Genomic DNA, 22,540 nt, shown 5'->3' on the forward strand with positions numbered 1-22,540 from the left:
CTTCCTACGATGAAGTTTGCGACGAGAACTCCCGCGTTGCCACCCCGGTCCCCAGGGCGCCGGCCGCGCGCCCGTCGATGGTGATGAACGTGGCGGCCGCCTTGCCGCTCGTTATCCGCACGTCCACGCCGGTGAAGTACACCACCGAGCCCGCCGGCAGGACCTTGCCGGCATCGGAGTACTGAGCCTTGCCGTCCACCGTCACGTTGATCCAGACGGCGTCCGTGACCTGAACGCCGACGACTATCGGTCGCGCCTGAGGCGACGGCGCAGGCACCGGCGTCCCCGCCGGGCCGGCGGCCGTGATCGGCGAGGCGGGGGTGTTCTGCGCTCGCTGGTCGGGTTGAATCTGACGCGCCGCGTACACGCTGAAGGCGAGGGCGAGCATGACCACGCCCACCACCGCCGCGGCCGCTGCCGTGGCCGTGATGCGAGGCGGCCTGTCCGCCGTTCCCAGGCGCAGGTTTCGCCGCGGATCCGGCGCCGGTACATCCAGCATCCCCACCAGCGGTTCAGGATCCAGGCCGAGGTATCGCGCATAGGTGCGCAGGTAGCCCTTCGCATAGACGGGCGCGGCGAGCCGCTCCGGCTCGTCCGCCTCCAGCGCGCTCAGATGGTCCGCCCGGATCCGCGTCGCCGCAGCCGCCTGCTGAATGGTGAGGCCGCGCTCGCCGCGCTTCGCAGCGAGGACCGCACCAACGCTCATTCGATGCCCAGACGCTCCAGGAGCTCGTCGACGTCTGGCAGGGTCATCAGCACCTCACGCGATTTCGAGCCCTGATAGCCGCCGACCACCCGGTGCTCGGCGAGCTGGTCGACGATGCGGCCCGCCCGCGAATAGCCCACGTTGAACTTGCGCTGCACCAGCGACACGGAGGCCGCGCCCTCGGCCGCAACCGCTCGCGCCGCACGCGCGAACAGCGGGTCCAGCTTGCGTTCCGGCGCCTGGGTTCCCTCCCACTCCGAGCCCGCTCCCTCCTCGAGGATCTCCTCCATGTAGCGAGGGCCGCCCTGGGAGCGCCAGAAGTTCACCAACCCCTCGACCTCGGGGTCGCTGACGAAGGCGCCCTGGATGCGGGTGGGCTTGCCGGCGTCCACCGGCTGGTAGAGCATGTCGCCGCGACCCAGCAGCTTCTCCGCTCCGCCGGAATCGAGGATCACCCGGCTGTCGATCTGCGAGCCCACCGCAAAGGCGATGCGCGACGGGATGTTGGCCTTGATGAGGCCGGTGATGATGTCGGTGGACGGTCGCTGCGTGGCGATGACCAGGTGAATGCCGACGGCGCGTGCAAGCTGCGCGATGCGACAGATGAGCTCTTCGATCTCGCCCGCCGCGACCATCATCAGGTCGGCAAGCTCGTCGATCACGATCACGATGTACGGCACGTGGCGGGCGTGCCGCTGGGCCGCCTTCTCGTTGTAGGCGGCGATGTTGCGAACGCTTTCGGCCGAGAACATCTTGTAGCGCCTGTCCATCTCGGCCACCGCCCACCGCAGCGCGGCCGCCGCCTGGTGCGACTCGACCAGCACCGGCAGCGCCAGGTGCGGCAGCCCGTTGTAGCCGGTCAGCTCCACGCGCTTGGGGTCGATGAGGAGCAGGCGCAGGTGCTCGGGAGTGACCTGGAACAAAAGGCTCGTGATGAGCGCGTTGATGCAGACGCTCTTGCCCTGGCCGGTGGCGCCCGCGATGAGCAGGTGCGGCATCCGGGTCAGGTCGGCGACGATCGACTGCCCGGAGACGTCGTTGCCAAGTCCGATGGCGAGCGCGTGCGTGCCCTCGCGGAACGCCGCCGTCTCGAGCACCTCGCGGATGGTCACCAGGCTTGCGGCTTTGTTGGGCACCTCGATGCCGACGGCCGCCTTGCCCGGAATCGGCGCCTCGATACGCAGCGGTGCGGCGGCCAGCGCCAGCGAGAGGTCGTTCTGCAGCGCGGTGATCCTCTTCACCTGCACGCCGGCGCCGGGTTGAAGCTCGAACTGGGTGACGGCCGGCCCGGGGTTGACGCCGACGACCTTGCACGAGACGCCGAACGTTTCCAGCGTGCTCTCGATGATCCGGACGTTCCGCTTGATCTCGTCCGCCATGCGCTCGCGCTTGGCGGTGACGGTGTCGAGCAGGGCGATGGACGGAAGCTTCCATTCGATCTCGGGAAGATCGTCTTCGGGCTCGGCGGCCACGCGCATGACCGAGGCCAGCGGGTCGTCGCCGCTCGCCGGTGCGTGCCTGGCGACGGCAGGCGCGGCGACGGCGGCCGGACGGCCCGCCGGCGTCTCCAGCTCCCACGGCTCGGACGCCTCGGTGGCCGGCGGTGGAGCTGCGAACGCGGCGGCCAACCGCGCCGGCACGGCGCTCGCCGCCCCCGCGGATCGCGGCGTGGGCTTGGCTTCAGCCGCCGGCGGCGAGACCAGGTTCTGCAGTCGCACCCGCTCGGCGTAGGCGGCCTGGCCGGCTCCCACCATCGTCGCGACCAGCGCGCCGGGGCTGAAGTGGACGGTGACGATCAGGCCGATCACCACCACGGCCACGAGCAGGGCCCATGCGCCCCACCGCCCGACCACCTGGATCACGGCCCTGTCGATCGCGCCGCCGGTCGATCCGCCCGCGTGGGCGGCGAGGCCGAACAGCCCGACCAGCGCCAGCACGGCGCCCGCTCCGGAGACGACGTCGACGGCTCGAGGTCGGGGCGCCTTGGGCCACAGCAGATACGCACCGAGCGCGAGCGCCGCGCCGACGGGCACGAACCATGCGCTGCCGAAGCTCGCCAGCAGGGCGGTGCGAATGCCGGTCAGGATCGAGCCAGCGTTGCTCGCGAGGGCGAGCAGGCCCAGCAGCGCGATCAGGATGAAGAGGACGCCTGAGATCTCGCGTGCCTGACGCGGCGTGAGGTGTGGACGGACAGCGCGTTTGCTTCGAGCGGAGCGGGAACGCGATGACGAGGCGCGCCGGGCGCCGTTCGTCGAAGGACGTGAGCCTCGGGATGTGGTGCGACGCATGCTGCGGGCCCTTGAGCCGTAGCGATTCTACACCGCGGTCGACCGCGCTCTTGATCCTCCGAGGCTGGCGCGAGCGATACTCTTGCGGTGGCAGTCGATCCGTTTGCCGAAGCCGAGATCCGGTATCGCTCCCTGGTTGAGGAACGGCGGACCGGTGGATTGCAACCCCGCGCGTTCAGGGTGGCCGTTCGTGACCTCGCCGTCCTCGACGGCGAGGGACGGCGTTGGATGCTCGGTCCCGAAGATGGCGTCTGGTACCGGCGTGAGAGCGAGCGCTGGCTGCAGGCGGATCCACCCCGGCGCCTGGTGTGCGCGTCATGCGGGCATCACAACCTCGGGCGGCACAGCTTTTGCGTCGAGTGCGGCCTGCGCTTGAATCGCTAGGCGGCGATCATCGTCCCGCCGGGAAGGATCCCTAGCGCGGGTGGACCTGTGCCTGGGCGATGCCGTAGAACAGCCCGGCCGCGAGCGGCACCAGCGCCGCGAGCAGCCACAGGCGCCACCACAGCGGGCGCCGTTCGCCGCGCACCAGCTCGTGCCCGCAGAACCCGCAGAAACGATCGAAGGGGCCGGCCACTCCGCGGCAGCTCGCGCACTGGTGAATCTGCAGCGCGCAATGGGCGCAGCGCGACTCCTCGGCGAAGTTGAGCACCATGGCCGGCTGGTCGCAGCGCGGGCAGAGGCTGGGCGCGACGAGCGCCAGCGGCGGCAGCTTCATATCTCCGTCACGACCGGGATGACCATGGGGCGGCGCCGGGTCCGCTTGTAGACGGTCTTCGACACCGCGTCGTGGATGGCCTCCTGCAGCAGGTTGAGGTCGGCTCGCGTATCCGCAAGCCGGCGGATGCTGTGCATCGCGGCGGCGCGTGCGTCGGCCATCAGCCGCGAGGAGAGCTCGGGCTCGATGACCCCGCGGGAGATGAGGTCGGGTCCGGCGCGAACCGCCCCGGTGTCTCGATCCAGCGCCAGCGTCACGACCAGGATGCCGTCCTCGGCGAGGTGCCGGCGATCGCGCAGCACCACCTGCTCGACATCGCCGACGCCCAGGCCGTCGACGAACACCAGCCCGGTGCCGACTCTTTCGCCTCGCCTCATCGACCCGGCATCGAGCTCCACGGATTCACCGTCCTCGACCACGACGATGCGATCGTCTCCGAGACCCGCCTCGCGGGCGACCTCCGAGTGCTGCAGGAGCTGGCGGTACTCGCCGTGGACCGGGATGAAGTAACGCGGGCGCACGGCGTCGAGCATCTCGCGCAGCTCGTCGCGGTGCGCGTGCCCGGTGACGTGCACGTTGCCGACCTCGGAGTAGAAGACTCGGGCTCCATGGCGATAGAGGTTGTTCACCGTCTGATGAACCATGCGCTCGTTGCCCGGGATGGGCCGTGCGGAGATGACCACCCAGTCGCCCTTCAGCACGTTGACGAGGGGATGGCGCTGCGCGGCAAACCGGGCCAGCGCAGACATCGGCTCCCCCTGGCTGCCCGCCGTGAGCAGCAGCAGCTTGGACGGCGCAATGCGATCGATATCCTCGAGCGGGACCGTCAACCCTTCCGGGACCTCGAGGAAGCCGAGCTCGCGCGCGGTCTTGAAGTTCGTCTGGAGGCTGCGTCCGACCACGGCCACCCGCCTGCCGAACTGGCTCGCCATGCGCACCAGGTGCTGCATGCGGTGGATGTTGGACGCGAAGTTCGCGACCACGATCCGACCGGGGGCCTCGCCGAATATGCGCTCGAAGGGCGCGTGCAGGTCGCGTTCCGAGCCTGAGTGTCCCGCGCGCTCGGAGTTGGTCGAGTCGCTGAGCAGCAGGAGCACGCCTTCGTCGCCGAGCCGCCGGAAGCGCGCGATGTCGGTGGGATGACCGTCGGGCGGCGAGGCATCCAGCTTGAAGTCGCTGGTGTAGACGACGCGGCCGACCGGCGTCTCGATCGCCAGCGCGACGGCGTCGGGGATCGAGTGGCACACCGCCACCGTCTCGACCTTGAAGGGCCCGAGCTGCACCGAGTCGCCCACCCGGATCTCTCGCAGGTCGGACTCGCGAAGGATGCGATGCTCCTTGAGCTTGGGCTTGACGAGACCCAGCGTGAGGCGGGTGCCGTAGACCGGGACGTTGAGCTTTTTGAGCGCGTACGGCAGTCCGCCGATGTGGTCCTCGTGCCCGTGGCTGAGGACGATGCCCAGCACCTCGCGTCCACGCCCGAGCAGGTATGAGATGTCGGGCAGCACGAGGTCGATGCCGGGCATGTCCTCCTGGGGGAACATCAGGCCGGCGTCGACGACGAGGACCTTGCCCTCCCACTCCAGCGCCCACATGTTGATGCCGACCTCACCGAGGCCTCCGAGCGGCACGTACCGGAGTCGCGAGGCGCTCACAAAAGACGCAGCTGTTCGGCTGGTTCGACGGCCACCGCCGGGTCGGCGGACCTCTCCGCCGGGGGCGGAGGATCAGGCTCAGGGGCCGGCGCCAGCAATCTGTCCAGGTAGGCCTTGACGCGGTCGAAGTCACGCTCGAGGTCGGCCACCAGGGCGCCGTTGTGCAGCGCGGCGGCGGGGTGATAGAGCGGCACGTACGCCACGTCCTGCCGCATCACCAGGCTGCCGTGAATCCGGGATATGGAGCCCTGTCCGGGCATCAGGCGCTCGAGCGCATGGCGCCCCAAGATGAGCACGACCTTGGGCTGGACGAGCTCGAGCTGGCGGCGCAGGTAGGGCGAGCAGGACTCAGCCTCGTTGGGCATCGGATCGCGGTTCTGCGGCGGCCGGCACTTGAGCACGTTGGTGATGTACACGTCGGCCCTGCGGAGCGAGATGCGCGCCAGCAGAGTGTCCAGCAGCTTGCCCGCGGCGCCGACGAACGGTTCGCCCTGGCGGTCCTCGTTGAAGCCCGGGGCCTCACCGACGATCATGATGGCGGCGGGGCAGGGCCCCGCGCCCGGCACCGCCTGGGTGCGGGTCGCATGAAGTCCGCAGCTCGTGCACGAGCGAATCGTGGCATGGAGCTGGTTCAGCTCCTGGGAAGCGCTAAGCGACGTGGACGTCCGCGTACCCCACGAAATCTACGGTTTCGCGGGAACCCCGCTGACCTGCTCAGAGGGGATGGTGGAGATGAGGCCGCCGGCATCCCGGACCGTCTGCATCACCGAGCCGAGCTGGTCGTCGGTGAGACGCACCAGCGGCAATCGGAACGGACCCGCCGGAAACCCGAGGGCGTTCAACACGGACTTGATCGGCACCGGATTGGCGGCGGTGCTCATGAGCGCCTTGATCACCGGCAGCAGGCCGAGATGGAGCTTGCGAGCGGTCTCGTTGTCGGCGTTGACGTACGCCTCGATGAGCCGTTTCATCGATCCGCCGGCGATGTGCGAGACGACGCAGATGACGCCGTACCCGCCAATTGCCAGCAGCGGAAGCGTGAAGCTGTCGTCGCCGCTCCAGACCTGAAAGCGGTCCGGTTTCCCGGCACATACCAAACCCATCTGGTCCAGGTCGCCGCTGGCCTCCTTCACGCCGAGGATGCCGGGCAGCTCAGCGCAGCGCAGGGTCGTGGCGGCGGTCATGTTGACCGCGGTCCGGCCCTGGATGTTGTACATGATCGTGGGCCCGACCTCGGAGATGGCCTTGAAGTGCCGGTACATGCCTTCCTGCGGCGGCTTGTTGTAGTAGGGCACGACCGCCAGCAGGGCGTCCGCGCCGGCCTGCATCGCTCGTTCGGAGAGCCTGACCGAGTGGTGCGTGTCGTTGCTGCCGGTGCCCGCGACCACGGTCTTGCCCGGGATCGCCCTCTTGATCGCCTTGACCAGCTCGATCTTCTCGTCGTCATCGAGCGACGGTGATTCACCGGTGGTGCCCGAAACGACCACTCCATCGGAACCGTCCGCGACGAGAAGCGCCGCTAGCCTTTCGGCCGCGCCGTAATCGACCGAGCCGTCGGTCTTGAAGGGGGTCACCATCGCGGTCAGAAGGCGACCGACCCCGGTTGTCGTCATCTAGGCCAGGATGCCCATCTTGATGGCGTGCTCGGCGATCTGGACCGCGTTGAGCGCGGCGCCCTTGCGCAGGTTGTCGGAGACCAACCAAAGCGCCAATCCGCGAGCGGTCGAGGGGTCGTTTCGAATGCGGCCGACGTACACCTCGTCTTTCCCCGCGACGTGGTGCGGCGTCGGATAGAGCTTGGCGTGGGGGTCGTCCTCGACGATCACCCCGGGCGCGCTCGCGAACAGGGTGCGCGCCTGGTCGGCGCTGAGCTTCTCCTTGGTCTCGAGGTACACCGATTCTCCGTGCCCGATGGGGACCGGCACCCGTACGCAGGTCGCCGTGATGCGCAGCTCCGGCATATGGAGGATCTTCCGGGTCTCGTTGACGATCTTGATCTCCTCTTCGTTGTAACCCTCGGGCTCCGCGCGCCAGCCGCCCGGCACCACGTTGTACGCGAGCTGGTACGGATAGGCGCTCACCTGCGGCTTGGCGCCACCGGCGATGGCTTTCGTTTGCTCCTCCAGCTCGTCGACCAGGGCGCGACCGGCTCCTGACGCCGCTTGATACGTTGAAACGAGCACCCGCTCGATGCCGGCGGCTTGGCCCAGCGGGTTGAGGACGACGGTGAGCGGGATCGCGCAGCAGTTCGGGTTGGCGATGATGCCTTCGTTGTCGCGGATGTCCTCGCTGTTCACCTCGGGTACGACCAGGGGAACGTTCTCCTTCATGCGCCACGCCGAGCTGTTGTCGATCACCAGGGACCCGGCCTCGACCGCCAGCGGCCCGTACATCAACCCGATGTCGCCGCTCGCGGCGAACAGGGCGACGTCGACGCCTCTGAAGGCATGCTCATTGAGCGGCTCGACCGTGATCGAGCTGCCGTTGTAAGGCACGCTCAAGCCCTTCGAACGCTCCGAGGCCAGGGCGCTGATGCGCTCGCTCGGGAAGTGTCGCTCCGCGAGAATGCGCAGCATCTCCTGCCCGACCATGCCGGTCGCGCCGACGACGGCCACGTTCAATCGCTTGGTGGTGGGCATCGGCTCAGTTTACCGCCGACGGTGGCACCCGTCTAACCAAGGCCCAACAGCTCGTCGAGGCCGCGGTAAAACCGCGGTTCGGCCGTGACCTTGCGGATCGCGAGCAGCACGCCTGGGAGGAATGCCTCGCGACTCGTGGTGCGGTGGATGATGGTCAGCGTCTGTCCCGGCAGCCCGAAGATGACCTCCTGGTCGGCGACGAATCCCGGTAAGCGCACGCTGTGCACGGCCACGCCTCCCTCCTCCCCGCCGCGCGTTCCCGACAGCGTCACCTTCTCCGGCATCTGGTGGGTGAACGGCTGGCTTCCCCGGCGAGCGGACAGGCGCCTGGCCGTCGATAGCGCGGTCCCGGAGGGCGCATCTGCTTTGGCCGCGTGATGCATCTCGATGACCTCCGCCGCCTCGAAGTGCGGGGCCGCGATCTCGGCGAGATGCATCATCAGCACGGCACCCACGGCGAAGTTGGGGGCGACGATCCCGCCCAGCCGCATCTCGCGGCACGCCGCTTCGAGCTTGTCGAGGCCCTCCGGCGGGATGCCGGTGGTGCCCACGACCGGCGCGGCGCCGGCGGCGACTGCGGCCAGCGCATTGTGCAGGGCGACCGCCGGGCGCGTGAAATCGACCAGCGCGAGCGGGCGGCGCTCCCTGAGGAAGCCGGCCAGGTCGTCGCCGGCGCCGATCCCGCCGACGTAGTCGAACCCGGGCTCGTCCTGCAACGCGGCGGCGAGCAGCGAGCCGACCTTGCCGCGGTGACCGGCGACCGCGACCTTGATCTCAGGCGGCACGCCCGCGTCCATGGCCCTCCCCCGTTCGGGGAGAGGGCCGGGATGAGGGGCTCAAGGCCGCGACCACGGCTGGGTTAATCCCGGCGAGGCCCGCGTCCGCGCCCGCCGCCGCCGCCGTTGCGTCCGCCCCGGTCGCGCCCGCCGAAGCCTCCCTCACGTGGGGGAGGTGGCGGAGAGGCCAGCGCCACGGCCATGGCCTCGGAGTCGATCTTCTCCTCGATCGCCAGGCCCTTGGAGGTGAGCTCTTCGATCGCGGCCTGGCGGCTCAGGTTGAGCCGGCCCTGGCTGTCGATCTCGACCGCCTTGACCACGATCTCGTCACCGAGGTTGCACACCTCCTCCACCCGCTCGACCCGATGATCGGTCAGCTTGGAGACGTGGACGAGCCCGTCCTGGTTGGGCAGGACCTCGACGAACGCCCCGAAGGGCATGATGCGGACGACCTTGCCCTGGTAGATCTTGCCGACCTCGACCTCGTCGGTCAGGCCCTTGATCCAATCGATCGCCCGCTTGCCGCCTTCCTGGTCGATCGCGGCGATGAAGACCCGCCCGTCGTCCTCGACGTCGATCTGGGCTCCAGTCTCCTCGGTGATCTTGCGGATCATCTTGCCCCCGGGGCCGATGATGTCGCGGATCTTGTCGGGGTTGATCATGATCGTGGTGATGCGCGGTGCGTAGGTGCTCATCTCGGTGCGGGGGCGCGGTAGCACCTCCAGCATCTTGCCGAGCACGAACAGCCGGGCCTCGCGAGCCTGCTCCAGCGCCTGAGCCAGGATCTCGTGCGTCAGGCCTTTGATCTTGATGTCCATCTGGAGGGCGGTGATGCCGTCCCGCGTGCCGGCGACCTTGAAGTCCATGTCGCCGAGGTTGTCCTCGACGCCCTGGATGTCGGTCAGAATCGCATGCCTGCCTTCGCGGGTGACCAGGCCCATCGCGATGCCCGCGACCGGGGACTTGATCGGCACGCCCGCGTCCATCAAGGCCAGGGTCGAGCCGCAGACCGACGCCATCGACGTCGAGCCGTTCGAGCTGAGGATCTCCGAGACCAGCCGCATCGTGTACGGCCACTCCTCGACGGGAGGAATGACAGCCAGCAGGGCTCGCTCGGCAAGTGCGCCGTGGCCGATCTCACGGCGGCCCGGCCCGCGGAGCGGGCGCGCCTCGCCGACCGAGTACGGCGGGAAGTTGTAGTGGTGCATGTAACGCTTGAACTCGTCGGGCGACAGGCCGTCGAGCTTCTGCTGATCGGACATCGAACCCAGGGTCGCGATGGTCAGCGCCTGCGTCTGGCCGCGGGTGAAGAGGCCCGAGCCATGCGTTCTCGGCAGCACGCCCACCTCGACGCTGATCTGCCGCACTTCGGTCAGTCCGCGGCCGTCCTGGCGGACGCCCTCTTCGACGATGCGCTGGCGGACGCGATCCTTCAGCGCCTTGTCGAACAGCTTGCCCAGGATGTCCGCGTGCTCCGGGAATCGTTCGCCCAGCTCGGCGATCGTCCGCTTGCGCAGCTCGTCGATGGCGGCTTCGCGCACGCTCTTCTCCGGGATGTAGGCCGCCTTGTCCAGGCGCAGCGCCAGATATTCGCTCACGACCTCGACGACCTGAGGCGGGTAGGCGGGCGGCGTGAACTCACGCTTGGGCTTGCCGACCTGCTGCTGCAGCTCGGTCTGCGCGGCGCAGATGCGCTTGATCTCCGCGTGCGCCGCCTCCAGCGCCTCGAGCACCGTCTGCTCGGTGACGCCCTTGGCGCCGGCCTCGACCATCAGGATGGCGTCGGCCGTGCCGGCGACGACCAGGTCGAGCTCCGACTCGGACATCCTCGACATCGGCGGGTTGACGACCACGCGTCCGTCGAGGTACCCCATCCGCACCGCGCCCACGGGACCCTGGAAAGGAATGTCCGAGATCACCAGCGCCGTCGAGGCACCGTTGATGCTCTGGATCGTGGGGTCGTTCTCCTGGTCCACCGAGAGCACCGTCGAAACGACCTGGACGTCGAGCCTGAACTCCTTCGGGAACAGCGGTCGCAGCGGACGGTCGGTGAGCCGTGAGGCCAGGATCGCCACCTCGCTCGGCCGACCCTCGCGGCGCATGAACGCGCCCGGGATCTTGCCGGCGGCGTAGAGCTTCTCCTCGTAATCGCACGTCAGCGGGAAGAAGTCGATGCCCACCCTAGGCTCCTTCGACATCACCGCCGTGCTCAGGACGACCGTGTCGCCCTGGCGCAGGATCACCGCGCCGTTGGCCTGCTCGGCCACCCGGCCGGTCTCGATTGACAGCCGCCTCCCGGCGACCTCTACGTTCTTCGTGACAATTGCCACGCCAACACCTCCATATTTGGGAGGACGTCCATCTGGCGCGACCTGGGTCAGGTTCCTAGCAGCTGTCCCTCAGGTCTTCGCCGGTGGTGCGCATCGCGTGACCGGCGATCCTCAGTGAGAGCTTCTAAGAGCTGACCCCGCGTCCGGCGTGGAGTCCTCCCGATTGACTTGTTAGTCGGGCCAGCCCGACCGGGACTATCTCCTGATCCCGAGCTTGCCGACGAGGGCGCGATAGCGCTCGACGTCGGTGTCGCGCAGGTAGTTCAGCAGACGCCGTTGCTTGCCAACCAGGAGGAGGAGGCCGCGGCGCGAGTGGTGGTCCTTGGCGTGCGTCTTCAGGTGCTCGGTGAGCTCCCGGATACGTGCGGTGAAGAGCGCGACCTGGACCTCGGGCGAGCCCGTGTCCTTGTCTGCGCGCTTGTATTCCGCGATCAGCTTGCCTTTGACGTCAGTTCCTGCTGCCAAACTCAAGGCGCAAGTATACGGGTCAAGAGGCCCTGGCTGTTCAGCGCCACGTGTTCGACCGAGCCGTCCAATCTCGAATCCGCGCCGGCGACCAATGTCGCTCCGTCACCGCGGAGTGATGAACTCGATCGCCCCGGGCTGGATCTCGAAGAGCGCAGGCAGCAGGCCCGGGTCCTCGCCGTCGAGGTCGATCCGCACCTGGTTCGGGGAGGTGACCGAGATCCGCTTGCCGTACAGCAGCTGGATCTTCGGGTTGCGCTGATCCAGATGCTTGCCGCTGCGGACATCCCTCATGCCTCGAATGGTCTCGAGCTTCCCGGCGTCACGGACCAGGATCACGTCGAATACCCCGTCCGTCGGCGAGGCCGACGGCGCCATCCTCATCCCGCCGCCGAAATACTGGCAGTTGGCGATCACGACCTGCTGCGCGACCAGCTCGTGCGTATGGCCGTCGATGACCACCGTCATCGGCTGGTTCCGCCAGCGCAACAGGGTGAGGAACGACGTTAGCGTGAACGTGGCTCCGCCGAGCAGCTTGCTGCCGGTGTTCACTCGATGGACGACGTCGCCGCCCAGCCCGGCGTCGGCGATGTTGATGAAGTGCCGAACCGCGGTGGTGCCGTCGTGCGCCTGGTAGGTGACGCATCCGGCGTCCAGGCGCCTGACCAGTCCGCCGGTGATGACCCGCATCGCGGCCCTGGTGTCGAGCGGGATTCGCAGCGTGCGCCGGAAATCGCCCCCGGTTCCCAGCGGCAACATCGCCAGCTTGCTCGTCGTCGGGATCGGCGCTCCATTGCGAAAGAAGCCGTTGACCACCTCGTTCAGGGTGCCGTCGCCGCCCACCGCGACGATCACGGGCCGCGACTCCTTCACCGCGCGCTGTGCGATTTCCACGGCTTCGAGCGGACGTGTCGTGAGCGCGGTCTCGAACTGGATGCCGGTCGATGGCAGCCAGCTTTCCACCGCCCTCCACTCACGTCCTGCTTTGCCCGCGCCGGACGATGGATTGACGATGAACAGCGTCGGAGCGCCGGGCCGGCCGCCTATGGTGTGCCTCCGACCGCGCGCCGGTTCATGATCCCCTTCGGGTCGAGACCCTCCCTTACCGCCCGCCACACGTGCATCCAACCTCCCATGTCATCGCCGACCCAGCGCGCTCGCAACCGGCCGACCCCGTGGTGATGGCTGATGGTCGCACCAAGCTCGAGCGCCGTGCTCATCGCCCCCTCCCATGCCCGTTCATAAGCGGCGCGGGCCTCCGCCTCAGTGTTCTCCGAGCCGCCAAACGAGAAATATGCGCAGCAGCCCTGCTCGTAGGCATGACTGAAATGGCATAACGCCAGGCCGCCGACGGCTATTGCGGACTTGACCCGTGAGTGGAGCTCGGGCAGGACGGTCCAGGGGGCCGCCAGCTCGATGGTGTCGAGGTAGGAACCGGGCGGCTCGAGGAACGCTTTCAGGCGCTCGGCCGAGAGGTCGAAGCGGCGGCGCTGCCAGCGCTGCCAGGGTTCGTCACCGAGGTCGGCCGCCTCGCCCGCGAACCGCTTCACCGCCGCGCCCTCGGCCTTCGCGACCGCATCGAGACCCGCCGTCGCGACCACCAGCACACAGCCGTCCGGGGGGAGGTCGTAGCCGTTGAACGCGGCATCCTCGGCGTCGTAAAGCCGCATGACCAGCGGCCGGATGCCAGACTGCATCACCGCTCGCATGGTCTCGAGGCCGGCGGCGATGCTGGGGCAACCATAGCCCCGCCCGATGACCGCCTCCGGCAGGCGGTGCACCTTCAGGGCGGCTCCGAGGACGACCCCGAGCGCTCCTTCCGAGCCAAGCCAGAGCTGATGCAGCGCGGGTCCGACCGCCGATCGCGGGCCGGGCCTGGGGCCAGCGAACGTGCCGTCCGGAAGCACGACCGCCAGGCCGAGGACCATGTCCTCGATGCTCCCGTACCGGCTTGATTGCTGACCGGACGACCGGGTCGCGATCAGTCCGCCGAGAGTGGTTCCGGGCAGCGAGCTCGGGAAGTGGCCGAGAGTCAGCCCGCGTTCGTACAGGTGCCGCTCGAGGGTCAGGCCGTTGACGCCGGCCTCGCACCGGCAGACCAGGTTGGTCTCGTCCACCTCAAGGATGCGATCGAAGCCACCCATGTCCAGGACGACCTCGCCCGTCTCAGGCGACAGCGCGCCGCAGACGCCGCTGGCCCCGCCCATCGGTGTGACGGCCACGCGGTTGGCGGCGGCCCAGCCCAGGATCGCCGCCACCTGCTCACGGCCTGAAGGCCGGGCGACCAGGATGCGGTCCCGTGCCCTGCCCGCCCGCTCGTCCATGATCGCCAGCGGCCAGAGGTCTCGGACCGGCCGCTCGTCCAGGGCCGCCGCGCCGACGATCCGTTCCAGCTCCACCCTCATCCGAGTTGCCCTCATACCTTGGCGGCAAACCGGCCCGCCAGCCAGCCGGTGACGATCGGCACGCCAAAACCGCAGGGGCCGCCGTAGTCGTAGCCGCCCAGGACGGCGCCGGCGGCGAAGAGATTGGCGTAAGGCGTGCCGCCATCCGCGTCCAGCGGGCGCAGCCGCCCGTCGGTCGCCAGGCCGCTGCGCAGCTCCTCGGCCGCGTCGAGGTACCGCAGGTGTTGAAGGCGCGTCCCGACGCCGGTCACCGGCCGGCCTTCGTGAAAGACGCCCAGCCGCAGGAGCGGTTCGGCCGTCACGCGGCCGCCGCGAAGCCCCCCGCCGATGTGCCGCCCGGTGGCGAGGATGAAGGCGTCGGCGCGGAAGGTCCGCTCCCCGGCGCGCGCCGCGGTGATCCCGCCGCGCGCGCTGTCGAACGCCGTGATCTCCGCTCTGATGGCGCCGAGCCCGATCGCCTGCTGCAGCCGCCAGCCGTGCGGCGAGGGTGGCGAGGCGAGCAGCTCGAAGCCGGCGGCGGGGAGGTTCGTGAAGCCGGGCGGGTAGGCGATCGACGCCGCCCTGGCCTGGCTCAGCGCGGGCGCTCGGCGGCCGTACAGGTCGGTCAACGAGGCGGCCTGGGGAAGCTCCGCGATCTTCACGTCCTCGGCGAAGGCCTGGATCCCGTGCAGCTCCTGGAGCGCCTGAGCGGTCGAGGCGGCGTCGTAGTCTCCGACCTGGGGGATGCCGACGACCGCGACCCGCCTCCCGCTCAGAGCCCGCAGCTCGCCCCCGGCAACCGTCGCCGGCACGAGATTCGCGGGTCGGGCAAGGCCGTGGATGTCGGCGTACAGGCCTCGCGTGCGCCAGCTGCCCTCGAACTTGAGGCCATCTCTGTCGAGCGCAAGGTGAAGCGTCTGCGTGGCCGTGTCGAGCTCGGTCGCGAGGCGGACGAAATCGAGACCAAGTCTGGTGATCGGATGGTTGGGCTCCGCCCTGAGGAGCGCCTCGAGGTCGTCGACCACCTCCATCCCACCGGCGTACAGGGCGGTGGCGCCGGGCGCTCTCGCCACGACCGTCACCTCCGCCCCGTCGCGGCGAGCCCCGAGCGCCGCGCAGTAGCCGGCGATGCCGCCGCCGATGACCAGGACCCGCGTCAAGGCTGCTCGAGCTCCGGGGCCGCGCCGTTTCCCGGGGGCCCGGGCCGGCTCATCGCAGGACGATCCGGCGAGTGTCTTCGACGTCCTTCTTCAGCTGCCGCACCAGGTCATCCGGGCTCGGGAACCTGATGTCCGGGTGAAGGTAGCGGACGAACCGAAGCTCGAGTCGCTGCTGGTACAGGTCGCCTTCGAAGTCGAGCAGGAACGCCTCCACCCGCAGCTGGGTGCCGCCGAACGTTGGGCGGTAGCCCACGGAAAGAGCGGCGATGAACTCGCCTTCCGGCGCTCGCGCGCGCCCGGCATAGGCGCCCAGAGCCGGGACCAGCTTGTTGGGTTCGATCCCGATGTTCGCGGTGGGGAACCCGAGGCGGCGGCCGACCCTGTCCCCCGCCTCGACCGGGCCGGCCATCGCGTACTCGCGTCCCAGGAGCCGGTTCGCCTCGTGGACCTCGCCGCCGGTGATGAGCCGCCGTACGTCTCTGCTGTGGAGGTCGACCCCTTCGACCTGGAAGGGCGGGACGACGTCGACGGTGTGGCCGTGCGCCCGCAGCCACTCCGCGCTGCCCCGGCGTTCGCGGCCGAAAGCAAAATCGAAGCCGATCACCCAGCGTTTGACGTCCATCACGGCGGACAGCCGCTCGACGAATTCGTCCGGCGAGAGCGCGGCCAGCTCGCGATCGAATCGCAGGACGATGGCGTGCTCGATCCCGCATGACTCGACGAGCGCCAGCTTCTCCTGCAGCGTGGTGATCGATTGCGGGCAGTTGGCGGGATCCAAGACGCAGCGGGGATGTGGCTCGAACGTGATGAGGGCCGGTCGAGCTCCGGCCGTCGCGGCCGCCGCCACCGTGCGCCGGATCACATCGGCATGGCCGAGGTGAACGCCGTCAAAGCTGCCGACCGTGACCGCCACGGCGCCGATGGGGCTCGAGGGGAGCCCCAGGTGAACTAGCAGGTGAGCACCTTCTCGGGTACGAACGTCCGGCGCAAAGGATCGGTGTGGCCCAGCGCGATCAGGCGGCCGGCGGCGTCGTGGGCGCGGACCAGCCCGGGACCCGGCTCGGGCAGGACCCGGACGGCGCGGCCCTGCCGGACCATCGCCTCCTGCTCGACGTTCAGCTTGACCCGCTCCATGTCCGGCAGTATGACCTCGCCCGAAAGGAGGTGGCTGCGCACCTGCTCGGCGGTGGTCAGCTCCGCCGGCTGCACCGCCGACGCGATCGCCAGGCCCCCGTAGGCGGTGCGGACCAGCCGGCCGAGATAGCCGCCGACAGCGAGCCTGCGTCCGAGATCACGGGCGATGGAGCGAAGGTAGGTCCCGCTGCCGCAGCGGATCTCGACCCGGGCGACCGCGTTCGGCCCGGGCTCGAAGTCCAGCAGCCGCGCCTCGTACACCTCGACCTCGCGGGCTCGAGGACGCGGCTCGTCGCCGCGCCGGGCGAGCTTGTAGGCCCGCTTGCCGTCGATCTTGACGGCGGAGAATGCGGGCGGCTCCTGCAGGATCCGCCCGGAGAAGGCGGACAGCGCTTCGAGCACATGCTCGGCGGTGACGGCGCTCGGGTCGCCCACCGCCTCCTTCTCCGCCTCGGCGTCGTCGGTCGCCGTGGTGAAGCCGAGGTGGATGTCGGCGACATAGGTCTTGGGCAGGCGCAGCGCGAACTCGGCCAGGCGCGTGGACGACTCGAACAGGATGGGCAGGACCCCAGTGGCCAGCGGGTCCAGGGTGCCGGCGTGGCCGACGCGACGCGCGCCGGTCACCCGGCGCAACCGGTTCACGACCGCAAACGAAGTCTCCCCCGCCGGCTTGTCGACATTGAGGACCCCGCTCGCAAAGGCAGGGCGGTCAGCGCTGGGACGAGGCGGCACGGATCGCCTCCTTGGCGGCCGTCAGCACCATCCTCACCGCCTCGTCCATCGGCTCGCCGATCTCGGCGCCGGCGGCGCGGATGTGACCGCCGCCGCCGAAAAGAGCGCACATCGCGGCGGCGTCGATGGCACCACGACTCCGCACGCTGATCTTGGTCAGAGAGTCCTGGACTTCCTTGAAGAGGATGGCGAGCTCCAGCCCGGCGATGCTGTTGAGGGTGTCGATGATGCCCTCCGACTCGGCCATCACCGCATTCGCCTCCCGCAGCATGCGCCGTGACACCTTGGCCCACGCGAGCCTGCCCTCGAGCTCGACCCGCATCGTCGCCAGGGCGAGGCCGCTCAGCTTCAACGTGGTCTCGGGCCGCATCTTGTAGACCATCGTCGCGATGTGTCCGGGGTCGGCCCCGAGGCGCGCCAAGCGTGCCGCATCGTCGAGGGCGCGCGGCGTCGTGTTCTCGTGACGGAAGCCGCCCGTGTCGGTCAGCAGCGCGACGTAGAGATTGGTCGCGATCGTCGGCGTGATCGGATAGCCGAAGCGGTCGAGCATCTCGATGACTATCTGGCCGACCGCCGACGCGTCAGGTTCGATGACGTTAAGGTCACCGAACCTCGAATTGGACGGATGGTGGTCGATGTTGACGATCGTGGCGTGCTTGGCGATGCGCTTGACGCTGTTGCCCGAACGCTCAAGGTTGCCGGAGTCGAAAAATAAAACCAGGTGCGGGTCGATCCCATGCGGCGGTTCAGCCTGGATCTCGTCAAACCCGGGGAGGAACGTGTACGTATCCGGCAGAGGCGGCGGGATCAGCACCCAGACGTCCTTGTCGGCCGCGCGCAGGGCCTCGGCGAACGCCAGGCTGCAGCCGAGGGTGTCCCCGTCCGCGTCCTTGTGGCCGAAGATCAGGATCTCCTGGTTGGCGTCGATGAGCTCCTTGATCTCGTCGTACTGGTTGGCGGTCTTGCTCTTGACGGTGGCTATAGCGCGTCCTCCTCACTGTCCCCGACGCCGTGGGGCAGCACTTCTTTCAGCAGCTCCGAAATATGAACGCTGTACTCGATCGAGGGATCGAGCTCGAATCGCAGCTCGGGTGAGACCTTGAGGTTCTGAAGGCGGCGGCCGAGCTCGTGGCGGATGAGCCCTTTGGCCGACACGAGCCCCGCGATGGACGCCTTCTGCTCCTCGGGCTTGCCGAGCACGCTGACGCGCACGCGCGCCTGCCGCAGATCAGGCGACATGCGCACCGCCGTGATGCTCACGAACCCGATGCGCGGGTCCTTGAGCTCACGCCGGATGATGGACATGATCTCCTCGCGCACCTGCTCTCCGACCTGATCGGCGCGGTAGCTGGTCATGGCGACCTCCGCTGTCAGCAAGACACGCCTTGCCTAGATTTCTTCCCGCTCGAGGCGGTATGTCTCCATCGTGTCGCCAGGTTCGAACGTCTCGAACCCTTCGAGCCCGATGCCACATTCCTGCCCGGCCGACATCTCCCGCACGTCTTCCTTGAAATGCTTGAGTGAGCTGATCCGGCCTTCGAAGCTCTGCTCTTTCCCCCGGAACAGCTTGACCCAGCCCCCACGGCTGACCTTGCCCTCCAGCACACGGCTGCCGGCGATCACACCGAGCCGCGGGATCTTGATCGGGGTGACGACCTCGACCTTGCCCTCGCGGATCTGGCGGTACGTCGGTTCGCGCAAACCCTTGGCGGCGCGCTCCACGTCTTCGGTCAGCTTGTAGATGACGTCGTAGTAGCGCACCTCGACCTTGGCCCGCTCCGCCGCCGCGGCGGCGGTCGGGGTGGCCTTGAGGTTGAAGCAGACGATGATGGCGTTGGACACCCCCGCGAGCAGTAGGTCGGAGTCGCTGACCGCCCCCACGCCCTGGCCGACAATCTTGATCGCCACCACGGGGTCTTCGATCTTCTGGAGGGTGCTGAGCACCGCTTCCAAGGTGCCCTGCGCGTCGGCCTTGACCACCAGGCTGAGCTCCTTGACCTCGCCTTCCTTGGCGCGGCGCGCGAGCTCCTCGAGAGTGATTCGCGGGGCGAAGTCCCGCGCCGCCTCCTGCGTTCGCTTCTCCGTCAGCTTGGTGAGCGCGATCTGCCTGGCGGCCTTCTCGGAGCCGACCACCTGGAAGATGTCGCCCGCCTGCGGCACCTCGCTCATACCGGAAACCACGACCGGTGTCGCCGGTGGCGCCTCGGTCACGCTCCGGCCGCGATCGTCCGCGAGGGCTCGAACGCGGCCGTAGATGTGACCGCACACGAAGTCGTCGCCGACGCGCAGCGTCCCGGCCTGCACCAGCACCGTCGCCACCGGGCCGCGGCCGCGCTCGAGGTGGGCGTCGACGATGGTGCCCAGCGCGTTCCGGTTCGGGTTCGCCTTGAGCTCGAGGATGTCGGACGAAAGCACGATCGTGGTGAGCAGGTCGTCGATGCCCTGCCCGGTCTTGGCGCTCAGGTGGACGCACTCGTGCTCGCCGCCGTAGTGCCGCGTGACGATCTCCTGGCCCGCCAGCTCCTGGTGGACGCGGTCCGGGTTGGCGTCCTCCCTGTCCATCTTGTTGATCGCGACGATGATCGGCACCTTGGCCGCGCGAGCGTGGTGTATGGCCTCGATCGTCTGCGGCATCACGCCGTCGTCGGCGGCGACGACCAGCACCACGAGATCGGTGACCTGCGCACCGCGGGCGCGCATGGCGGTGAAGGCTTCGTGGCCCGGGGTGTCGATGAACACGACCGGGTGCCCGTCGGCTGTCTCGATCTTGTAAGCGCCGATCCGCTGCGTGATGCCGCCGGCTTCGCCAGCGGCGACCCGCGTCTGGCGAATCGCATCGAGGATCGAGGTCTTGCCATGGTCGACGTGGCCGAGAACCGTGACGATGGGCGGCCGGACGACCAGCTTGCTCGGATCCTCGTTGGCGAGTGAGAAGAGCTCTTCACGAGACGTGGTGACGACGTCGCCCTCGCCCTCCCCGGACTCGACCGCGACCACGTCCTCGCTCGAAACCGTCTCGACCGTGAAGCCGAACTCGTCGGCGACGATCTCGGCCGTGGCGAAGTCGATGACCTGGTTGATCGTCGCCAGGATCTTCGACGCCATCAGCTTCTTGATCACCTCGACCGGGCTCACGCCGAGCTTTTCCGCGAGGTCCTTCACGGACAGCGTCGGCGGCAGGATGGCCCGGCGATCGCCGTTGGCCTCGATCTTGACCGCGACCGAAGCGGGTCTGAAGGCCGAGCGGGCGGCCTCGATCGCCCCCGGCGCCAGTGGCGCGGCGGCGTTGCGTGTCAGCCGGCGCTGCTGGAGAAAGTTCACCAGCTCCTTTTGACTGATCCCGAGTTCGCGTGCTAATTCGTGTGCTTTCATGCCGGAACGTATGATTATGCGGCTCTGCGAGTTTCGAGCCCGGGGGTGAGGCAGCGGAGACTTGGATTCGCTCCCCTTATCCGGCCCTCATCCCGAGTCGGAGACGGGACACCAACCGGTCCTATCGCCGAGTAGGCGAGGCACCGATTCCGCGTTCGCGCGGCCAAGGCCGCCCAGCGCACCCCCGGCCCGCGCGCCCGCCGCAGGTGTCAAGAAGAGAAGGCTGCGAATCACGAACCAATCTTTCTCCGCGCAGCGGTAGCGAGCTCGCGCCCCTCACCCTGACCCTCTCCCCGGAGGGGAGAGGGGCGATTTTTCCCCACCGACATCGCGTGTGGGCCTCCGAGCGCGACGCGCACGCCCTCTTCCCAGTCCTTCCGGTAGCACAGGCCACGGGCCGCCAGACCTACCCCTGACGCTGGACGTGGCGGCGGCGCCCTCTTTCCGATCCGGAGACGGGATGCTAACCGGCCAGTTCAGACCACAGCTCGGGCTGGATGGTCGTGTGCAGCGCTCGGTCGAGCGCGCGCCGCTTGCGGGCGCTGTCGATGCACTCCGGGTCGGCATGCAGGTACGCGCCGCGACCCAGGGCGTGCCCGGCGCGGTCGACGGCGGCTCCGCCTTCGGCGCGCCTGACGATGCGGATCAGGGCTCGCTTGCCGGCCTGCTCGCGGCACCCGACGCAGGTGCGCGCCGGCTCACGGCGCGGCTTCGTCAACCACCTGCCCATCCGATTCGCTGGGCTTGATGTCGATCCGAAATCCGGTCAGCCTGGCCGCGAGCCGTGCGTTCTGGCCGTCCCGACCGATCGCCAGCGACAGCTGGTTTCGCGGCACCAGCACGGTCGCGGTCCTGGTCGCGCGATCAATCGTCACCGTCTCCGCCTTGGCCGGTCCAAGGGACGCGGCCACGAACGCTTGAGGGTCGTCGGACCACGGCACGATGTCCACGTGCTCGGTGACCAGCTCGCTGAGGATGGCGCGGTGGCGTACGCCCCTCGGCCCGACGCATGCCCCCACCGGATCGATGCCCGGCTCGCTGGCGGACACCGCGATCTTCGTGCGCAAGCCGGGTTCGCGCGCGATCGCTCGTATCTGCACCGTGCCGGCCTTGATCTCGGGCACCTCCGCCTCGAGCAGGCGATGCACGAAGGCCCGAGCGGCGCGCGACACGCGGACCTGCGCCTGGCGCACGCTGCGCTCGGCGTCCAGGATGACCACCAGCACCGGCCGGCCGGGGTGCAGCTGCTCGCCTGGGATCTGCTCCTCCGGCGGCATCACCCCCTCGGCTCGCCCGAGGTCGATGAAGACGGTGCCGGCCTCGGTGCGGTCGACCACGCCTGAGGCGAGCTCGCCCTTGTGCTCGGCGACGTCGCGGAGCACCTTGTCGCGCTCCAGGTCGTGGATGTGGCGCAGGACCGCATGCTTCGCCGTCTGGGCGGCCATGCGCTTGAAATCCTCGGACGGCAGCATGTCGATCACCTCGACGCCGTCTCGCACGATCCGGCTGCGCACCTGGAGCGCGCCGGTATCGGTGTCGAGCTTCACCGAGATCTGACCCGCCGGGCTGAAGGCGCGCGTGTACGCGACCGCCAGCGCGCCCTCAACCGTCTGGAGCATCTCCTCGAAGGGGATGCCGACCTCCGCGCAAAGCGCGCTCAGCGCCTCGGCCAGGCTCTGCGTGGACGGCTCAGATGGCGACCGCGAGCCTGCCCGTGACAACGTCATCCCATGTGATGTGCACGATCACGGGCGCGCGTCCTCTCGCACCCTGTGCCTGCACCGCGATCCCGGCCGCGTCGACAGCCACCAGCTGGCCTTCGATCACGGTTTCCGATTCACCGGAGCGATACCGGATGTTGACCCGCTTGCCGTTGAAACGCTCGTAGTCCTGAAGGCCCCGCAGCGGGCGCTCGGCGCCAGGCGACGAGACCTCGAGGTCATAAGGGCCGGCGATGAGTTCGGAGTGCTCGATCAGCGGCCCGGCGACGCGACTGACGCGCTCGCAGTCCTCGATGGTGATGGGCTCTGCATGGTCGATGGAGATGCGAAGCGTCCGCCCAGAGTAACCCGACTGGTCGAGCGAATAGAGCTCGTAGCCCATATGGCTGAGGGTGGGCTCGAGCAGCTCTTTGATGGACGTTATGGGCCAGGTCGGCATGTGGCGGTTTCTGCCAACACC

22 protein-coding genes are annotated in these 22,540 nt (G+C 68.8%); 1 reads left to right on the forward strand and 21 read right to left on the reverse strand.

The window, feature by feature from the left end; all coding sequences use genetic code 11:
* Nucleotides 1–4: 4 nt before the first annotated feature.
* Nucleotides 5–706 (reverse strand): helix-turn-helix domain-containing protein, encoded by a 702-nt coding sequence (locus EPN29_03125; GenBank protein TAN34372.1) that lies wholly within the window; start codon nucleotides 704–706, stop codon nucleotides 5–7.
* Complete coding sequence (locus tag EPN29_03130; GenBank protein ID TAN34373.1) at nucleotides 703–2,994, reverse strand: DNA translocase FtsK; 2,292 nt, start codon at nucleotides 2,992–2,994, stop codon at nucleotides 703–705. The genes EPN29_03125 and EPN29_03130 overlap by 4 nt, the downstream gene beginning before the upstream one ends.
* An 87-nt stretch (nucleotides 2,995–3,081) precedes the next feature.
* On the opposite strand from EPN29_03130, the gene EPN29_03135 reads away from it, so the two are divergent.
* Entirely contained in the window at nucleotides 3,082–3,378 is a 297-nt protein-coding gene (locus tag EPN29_03135; GenBank protein TAN34374.1) for a hypothetical protein, read from the forward strand.
* 31 nt (nucleotides 3,379–3,409) lie between these two features.
* On the opposite strand, the gene EPN29_03140 is transcribed toward EPN29_03135, so the two are convergent.
* The 19 genes from EPN29_03140 to EPN29_03230 all read right to left on the reverse strand — a co-directional run bounded on the left by EPN29_03140 (nucleotide 3,410) and on the right by EPN29_03230 (nucleotide 22,519).
* On the reverse strand, nucleotides 3,410–3,712 hold the full coding sequence (locus tag EPN29_03140) for a hypothetical protein (GenBank protein ID TAN34375.1): 303 nt from the start codon (nucleotides 3,710–3,712) through the stop codon (nucleotides 3,410–3,412).
* The gene (locus EPN29_03145) at nucleotides 3,709–5,307 is read right to left on the reverse strand and encodes a ribonuclease J (protein TAN34520.1); all 1,599 of its coding nucleotides are present in this window, start codon (nucleotides 5,305–5,307) and stop codon (nucleotides 3,709–3,711) included. Before EPN29_03145 ends, EPN29_03140 begins: the two co-directional genes overlap by 4 nt.
* Nucleotides 5,308–5,363: 56 nt before the next feature.
* Nucleotides 5,364–6,002: a uracil-DNA glycosylase gene (locus EPN29_03150; protein TAN34376.1), complete on the reverse strand. Its 639-nt coding sequence runs from the start codon at nucleotides 6,000–6,002 to the stop codon at nucleotides 5,364–5,366.
* Nucleotides 6,003–6,050: 48 nt separating this feature from the next.
* Entirely contained in the window at nucleotides 6,051–6,980 is a 930-nt protein-coding gene (gene dapA, locus EPN29_03155; GenBank protein TAN34377.1) for a 4-hydroxy-tetrahydrodipicolinate synthase, read from the reverse strand.
* Nucleotides 6,981–8,006, reverse strand: coding sequence for an aspartate-semialdehyde dehydrogenase (locus tag EPN29_03160; protein ID TAN34378.1), 1,026 nt, complete (start codon nucleotides 8,004–8,006; stop codon nucleotides 6,981–6,983).
* 32 nt (nucleotides 8,007–8,038) lie between these two features.
* Nucleotides 8,039–8,803, reverse strand: coding sequence for a 4-hydroxy-tetrahydrodipicolinate reductase (locus EPN29_03165; protein TAN34379.1), 765 nt, complete (start codon nucleotides 8,801–8,803; stop codon nucleotides 8,039–8,041).
* 62 nt (nucleotides 8,804–8,865) lie between these two features.
* Nucleotides 8,866–11,106 carry a polyribonucleotide nucleotidyltransferase gene (locus EPN29_03170; GenBank protein ID TAN34521.1) on the reverse strand — a complete coding sequence of 747 codons (2,241 nt, stop codon included), beginning with the start codon at nucleotides 11,104–11,106 and terminating at the stop codon, nucleotides 8,866–8,868.
* Nucleotides 11,107–11,307: 201 nt separating this feature from the next.
* Nucleotides 11,308–11,577, reverse strand: a complete 270-nt coding sequence (locus EPN29_03175) for a 30S ribosomal protein S15 (GenBank protein ID TAN34380.1) — start codon at nucleotides 11,575–11,577, stop codon at nucleotides 11,308–11,310.
* Between the two features lie 105 nt (nucleotides 11,578–11,682).
* Nucleotides 11,683–12,705, reverse strand: a complete 1,023-nt coding sequence (locus EPN29_03180) for a diacylglycerol kinase family lipid kinase (protein ID TAN34381.1) — start codon at nucleotides 12,703–12,705, stop codon at nucleotides 11,683–11,685.
* The gene (locus tag EPN29_03185) at nucleotides 12,621–13,997 is read right to left on the reverse strand and encodes an FAD-binding oxidoreductase (GenBank protein TAN34382.1); all 1,377 of its coding nucleotides are present in this window, start codon (nucleotides 13,995–13,997) and stop codon (nucleotides 12,621–12,623) included. The genes EPN29_03180 and EPN29_03185 overlap by 85 nt, the downstream gene beginning before the upstream one ends.
* Nucleotides 13,994–15,121, reverse strand: coding sequence for an FAD-dependent oxidoreductase (locus EPN29_03190; protein ID TAN34383.1), 1,128 nt, complete (start codon nucleotides 15,119–15,121; stop codon nucleotides 13,994–13,996). The genes EPN29_03185 and EPN29_03190 overlap by 4 nt, the downstream gene beginning before the upstream one ends.
* A 49-nt stretch (nucleotides 15,122–15,170) precedes the next feature.
* Nucleotides 15,171–16,076 carry a riboflavin biosynthesis protein RibF gene (ribF, locus tag EPN29_03195; GenBank protein ID TAN34384.1) on the reverse strand — a complete coding sequence of 302 codons (906 nt, stop codon included), beginning with the start codon at nucleotides 16,074–16,076 and terminating at the stop codon, nucleotides 15,171–15,173.
* The gene (gene truB, locus EPN29_03200) at nucleotides 16,070–16,987 is read right to left on the reverse strand and encodes a tRNA pseudouridine(55) synthase TruB (GenBank protein TAN34385.1); all 918 of its coding nucleotides are present in this window, start codon (nucleotides 16,985–16,987) and stop codon (nucleotides 16,070–16,072) included. The genes ribF and truB overlap by 7 nt, the downstream gene beginning before the upstream one ends.
* Nucleotides 16,965–17,801 carry a bifunctional oligoribonuclease/PAP phosphatase NrnA gene (locus EPN29_03205; protein ID TAN34386.1) on the reverse strand — a complete coding sequence of 279 codons (837 nt, stop codon included), beginning with the start codon at nucleotides 17,799–17,801 and terminating at the stop codon, nucleotides 16,965–16,967. Before EPN29_03205 ends, truB begins: the two co-directional genes overlap by 23 nt.
* Nucleotides 17,802–17,965: 164 nt before the next feature.
* Complete coding sequence (rbfA, locus tag EPN29_03210) at nucleotides 17,966–18,343, reverse strand: 30S ribosome-binding factor RbfA (protein TAN34522.1); 378 nt, start codon at nucleotides 18,341–18,343, stop codon at nucleotides 17,966–17,968.
* Between the two features lie 33 nt (nucleotides 18,344–18,376).
* The gene (locus EPN29_03215; protein TAN34387.1) at nucleotides 18,377–20,359 is read right to left on the reverse strand and encodes a translation initiation factor IF-2; all 1,983 of its coding nucleotides are present in this window, start codon (nucleotides 20,357–20,359) and stop codon (nucleotides 18,377–18,379) included.
* A 463-nt stretch (nucleotides 20,360–20,822) separates the two neighbouring features.
* Nucleotides 20,823–21,077, reverse strand: a complete 255-nt coding sequence (locus EPN29_03220; protein TAN34388.1) for a YlxR family protein — start codon at nucleotides 21,075–21,077, stop codon at nucleotides 20,823–20,825.
* Complete coding sequence (nusA, locus tag EPN29_03225; protein ID TAN34389.1) at nucleotides 21,058–22,086, reverse strand: transcription termination factor NusA; 1,029 nt, start codon at nucleotides 22,084–22,086, stop codon at nucleotides 21,058–21,060. Before nusA ends, EPN29_03220 begins: the two co-directional genes overlap by 20 nt.
* A complete protein-coding gene (locus EPN29_03230) occupies nucleotides 22,049–22,519 on the reverse strand; it encodes a ribosome maturation factor RimP (GenBank protein ID TAN34390.1) in 471 nt (156 codons plus the stop codon). The genes nusA and EPN29_03230 overlap by 38 nt, the downstream gene beginning before the upstream one ends.
* Between the last annotated feature and the right edge of the window lie 21 nt (nucleotides 22,520–22,540).

It is taken from the genome of bacterium (assembly GCA_004299235.1).
In the GTDB taxonomy this organism is placed as follows: domain Bacteria; phylum Chloroflexota; class Dormibacteria; order Dormibacterales; family Dormibacteraceae; genus SCQL01.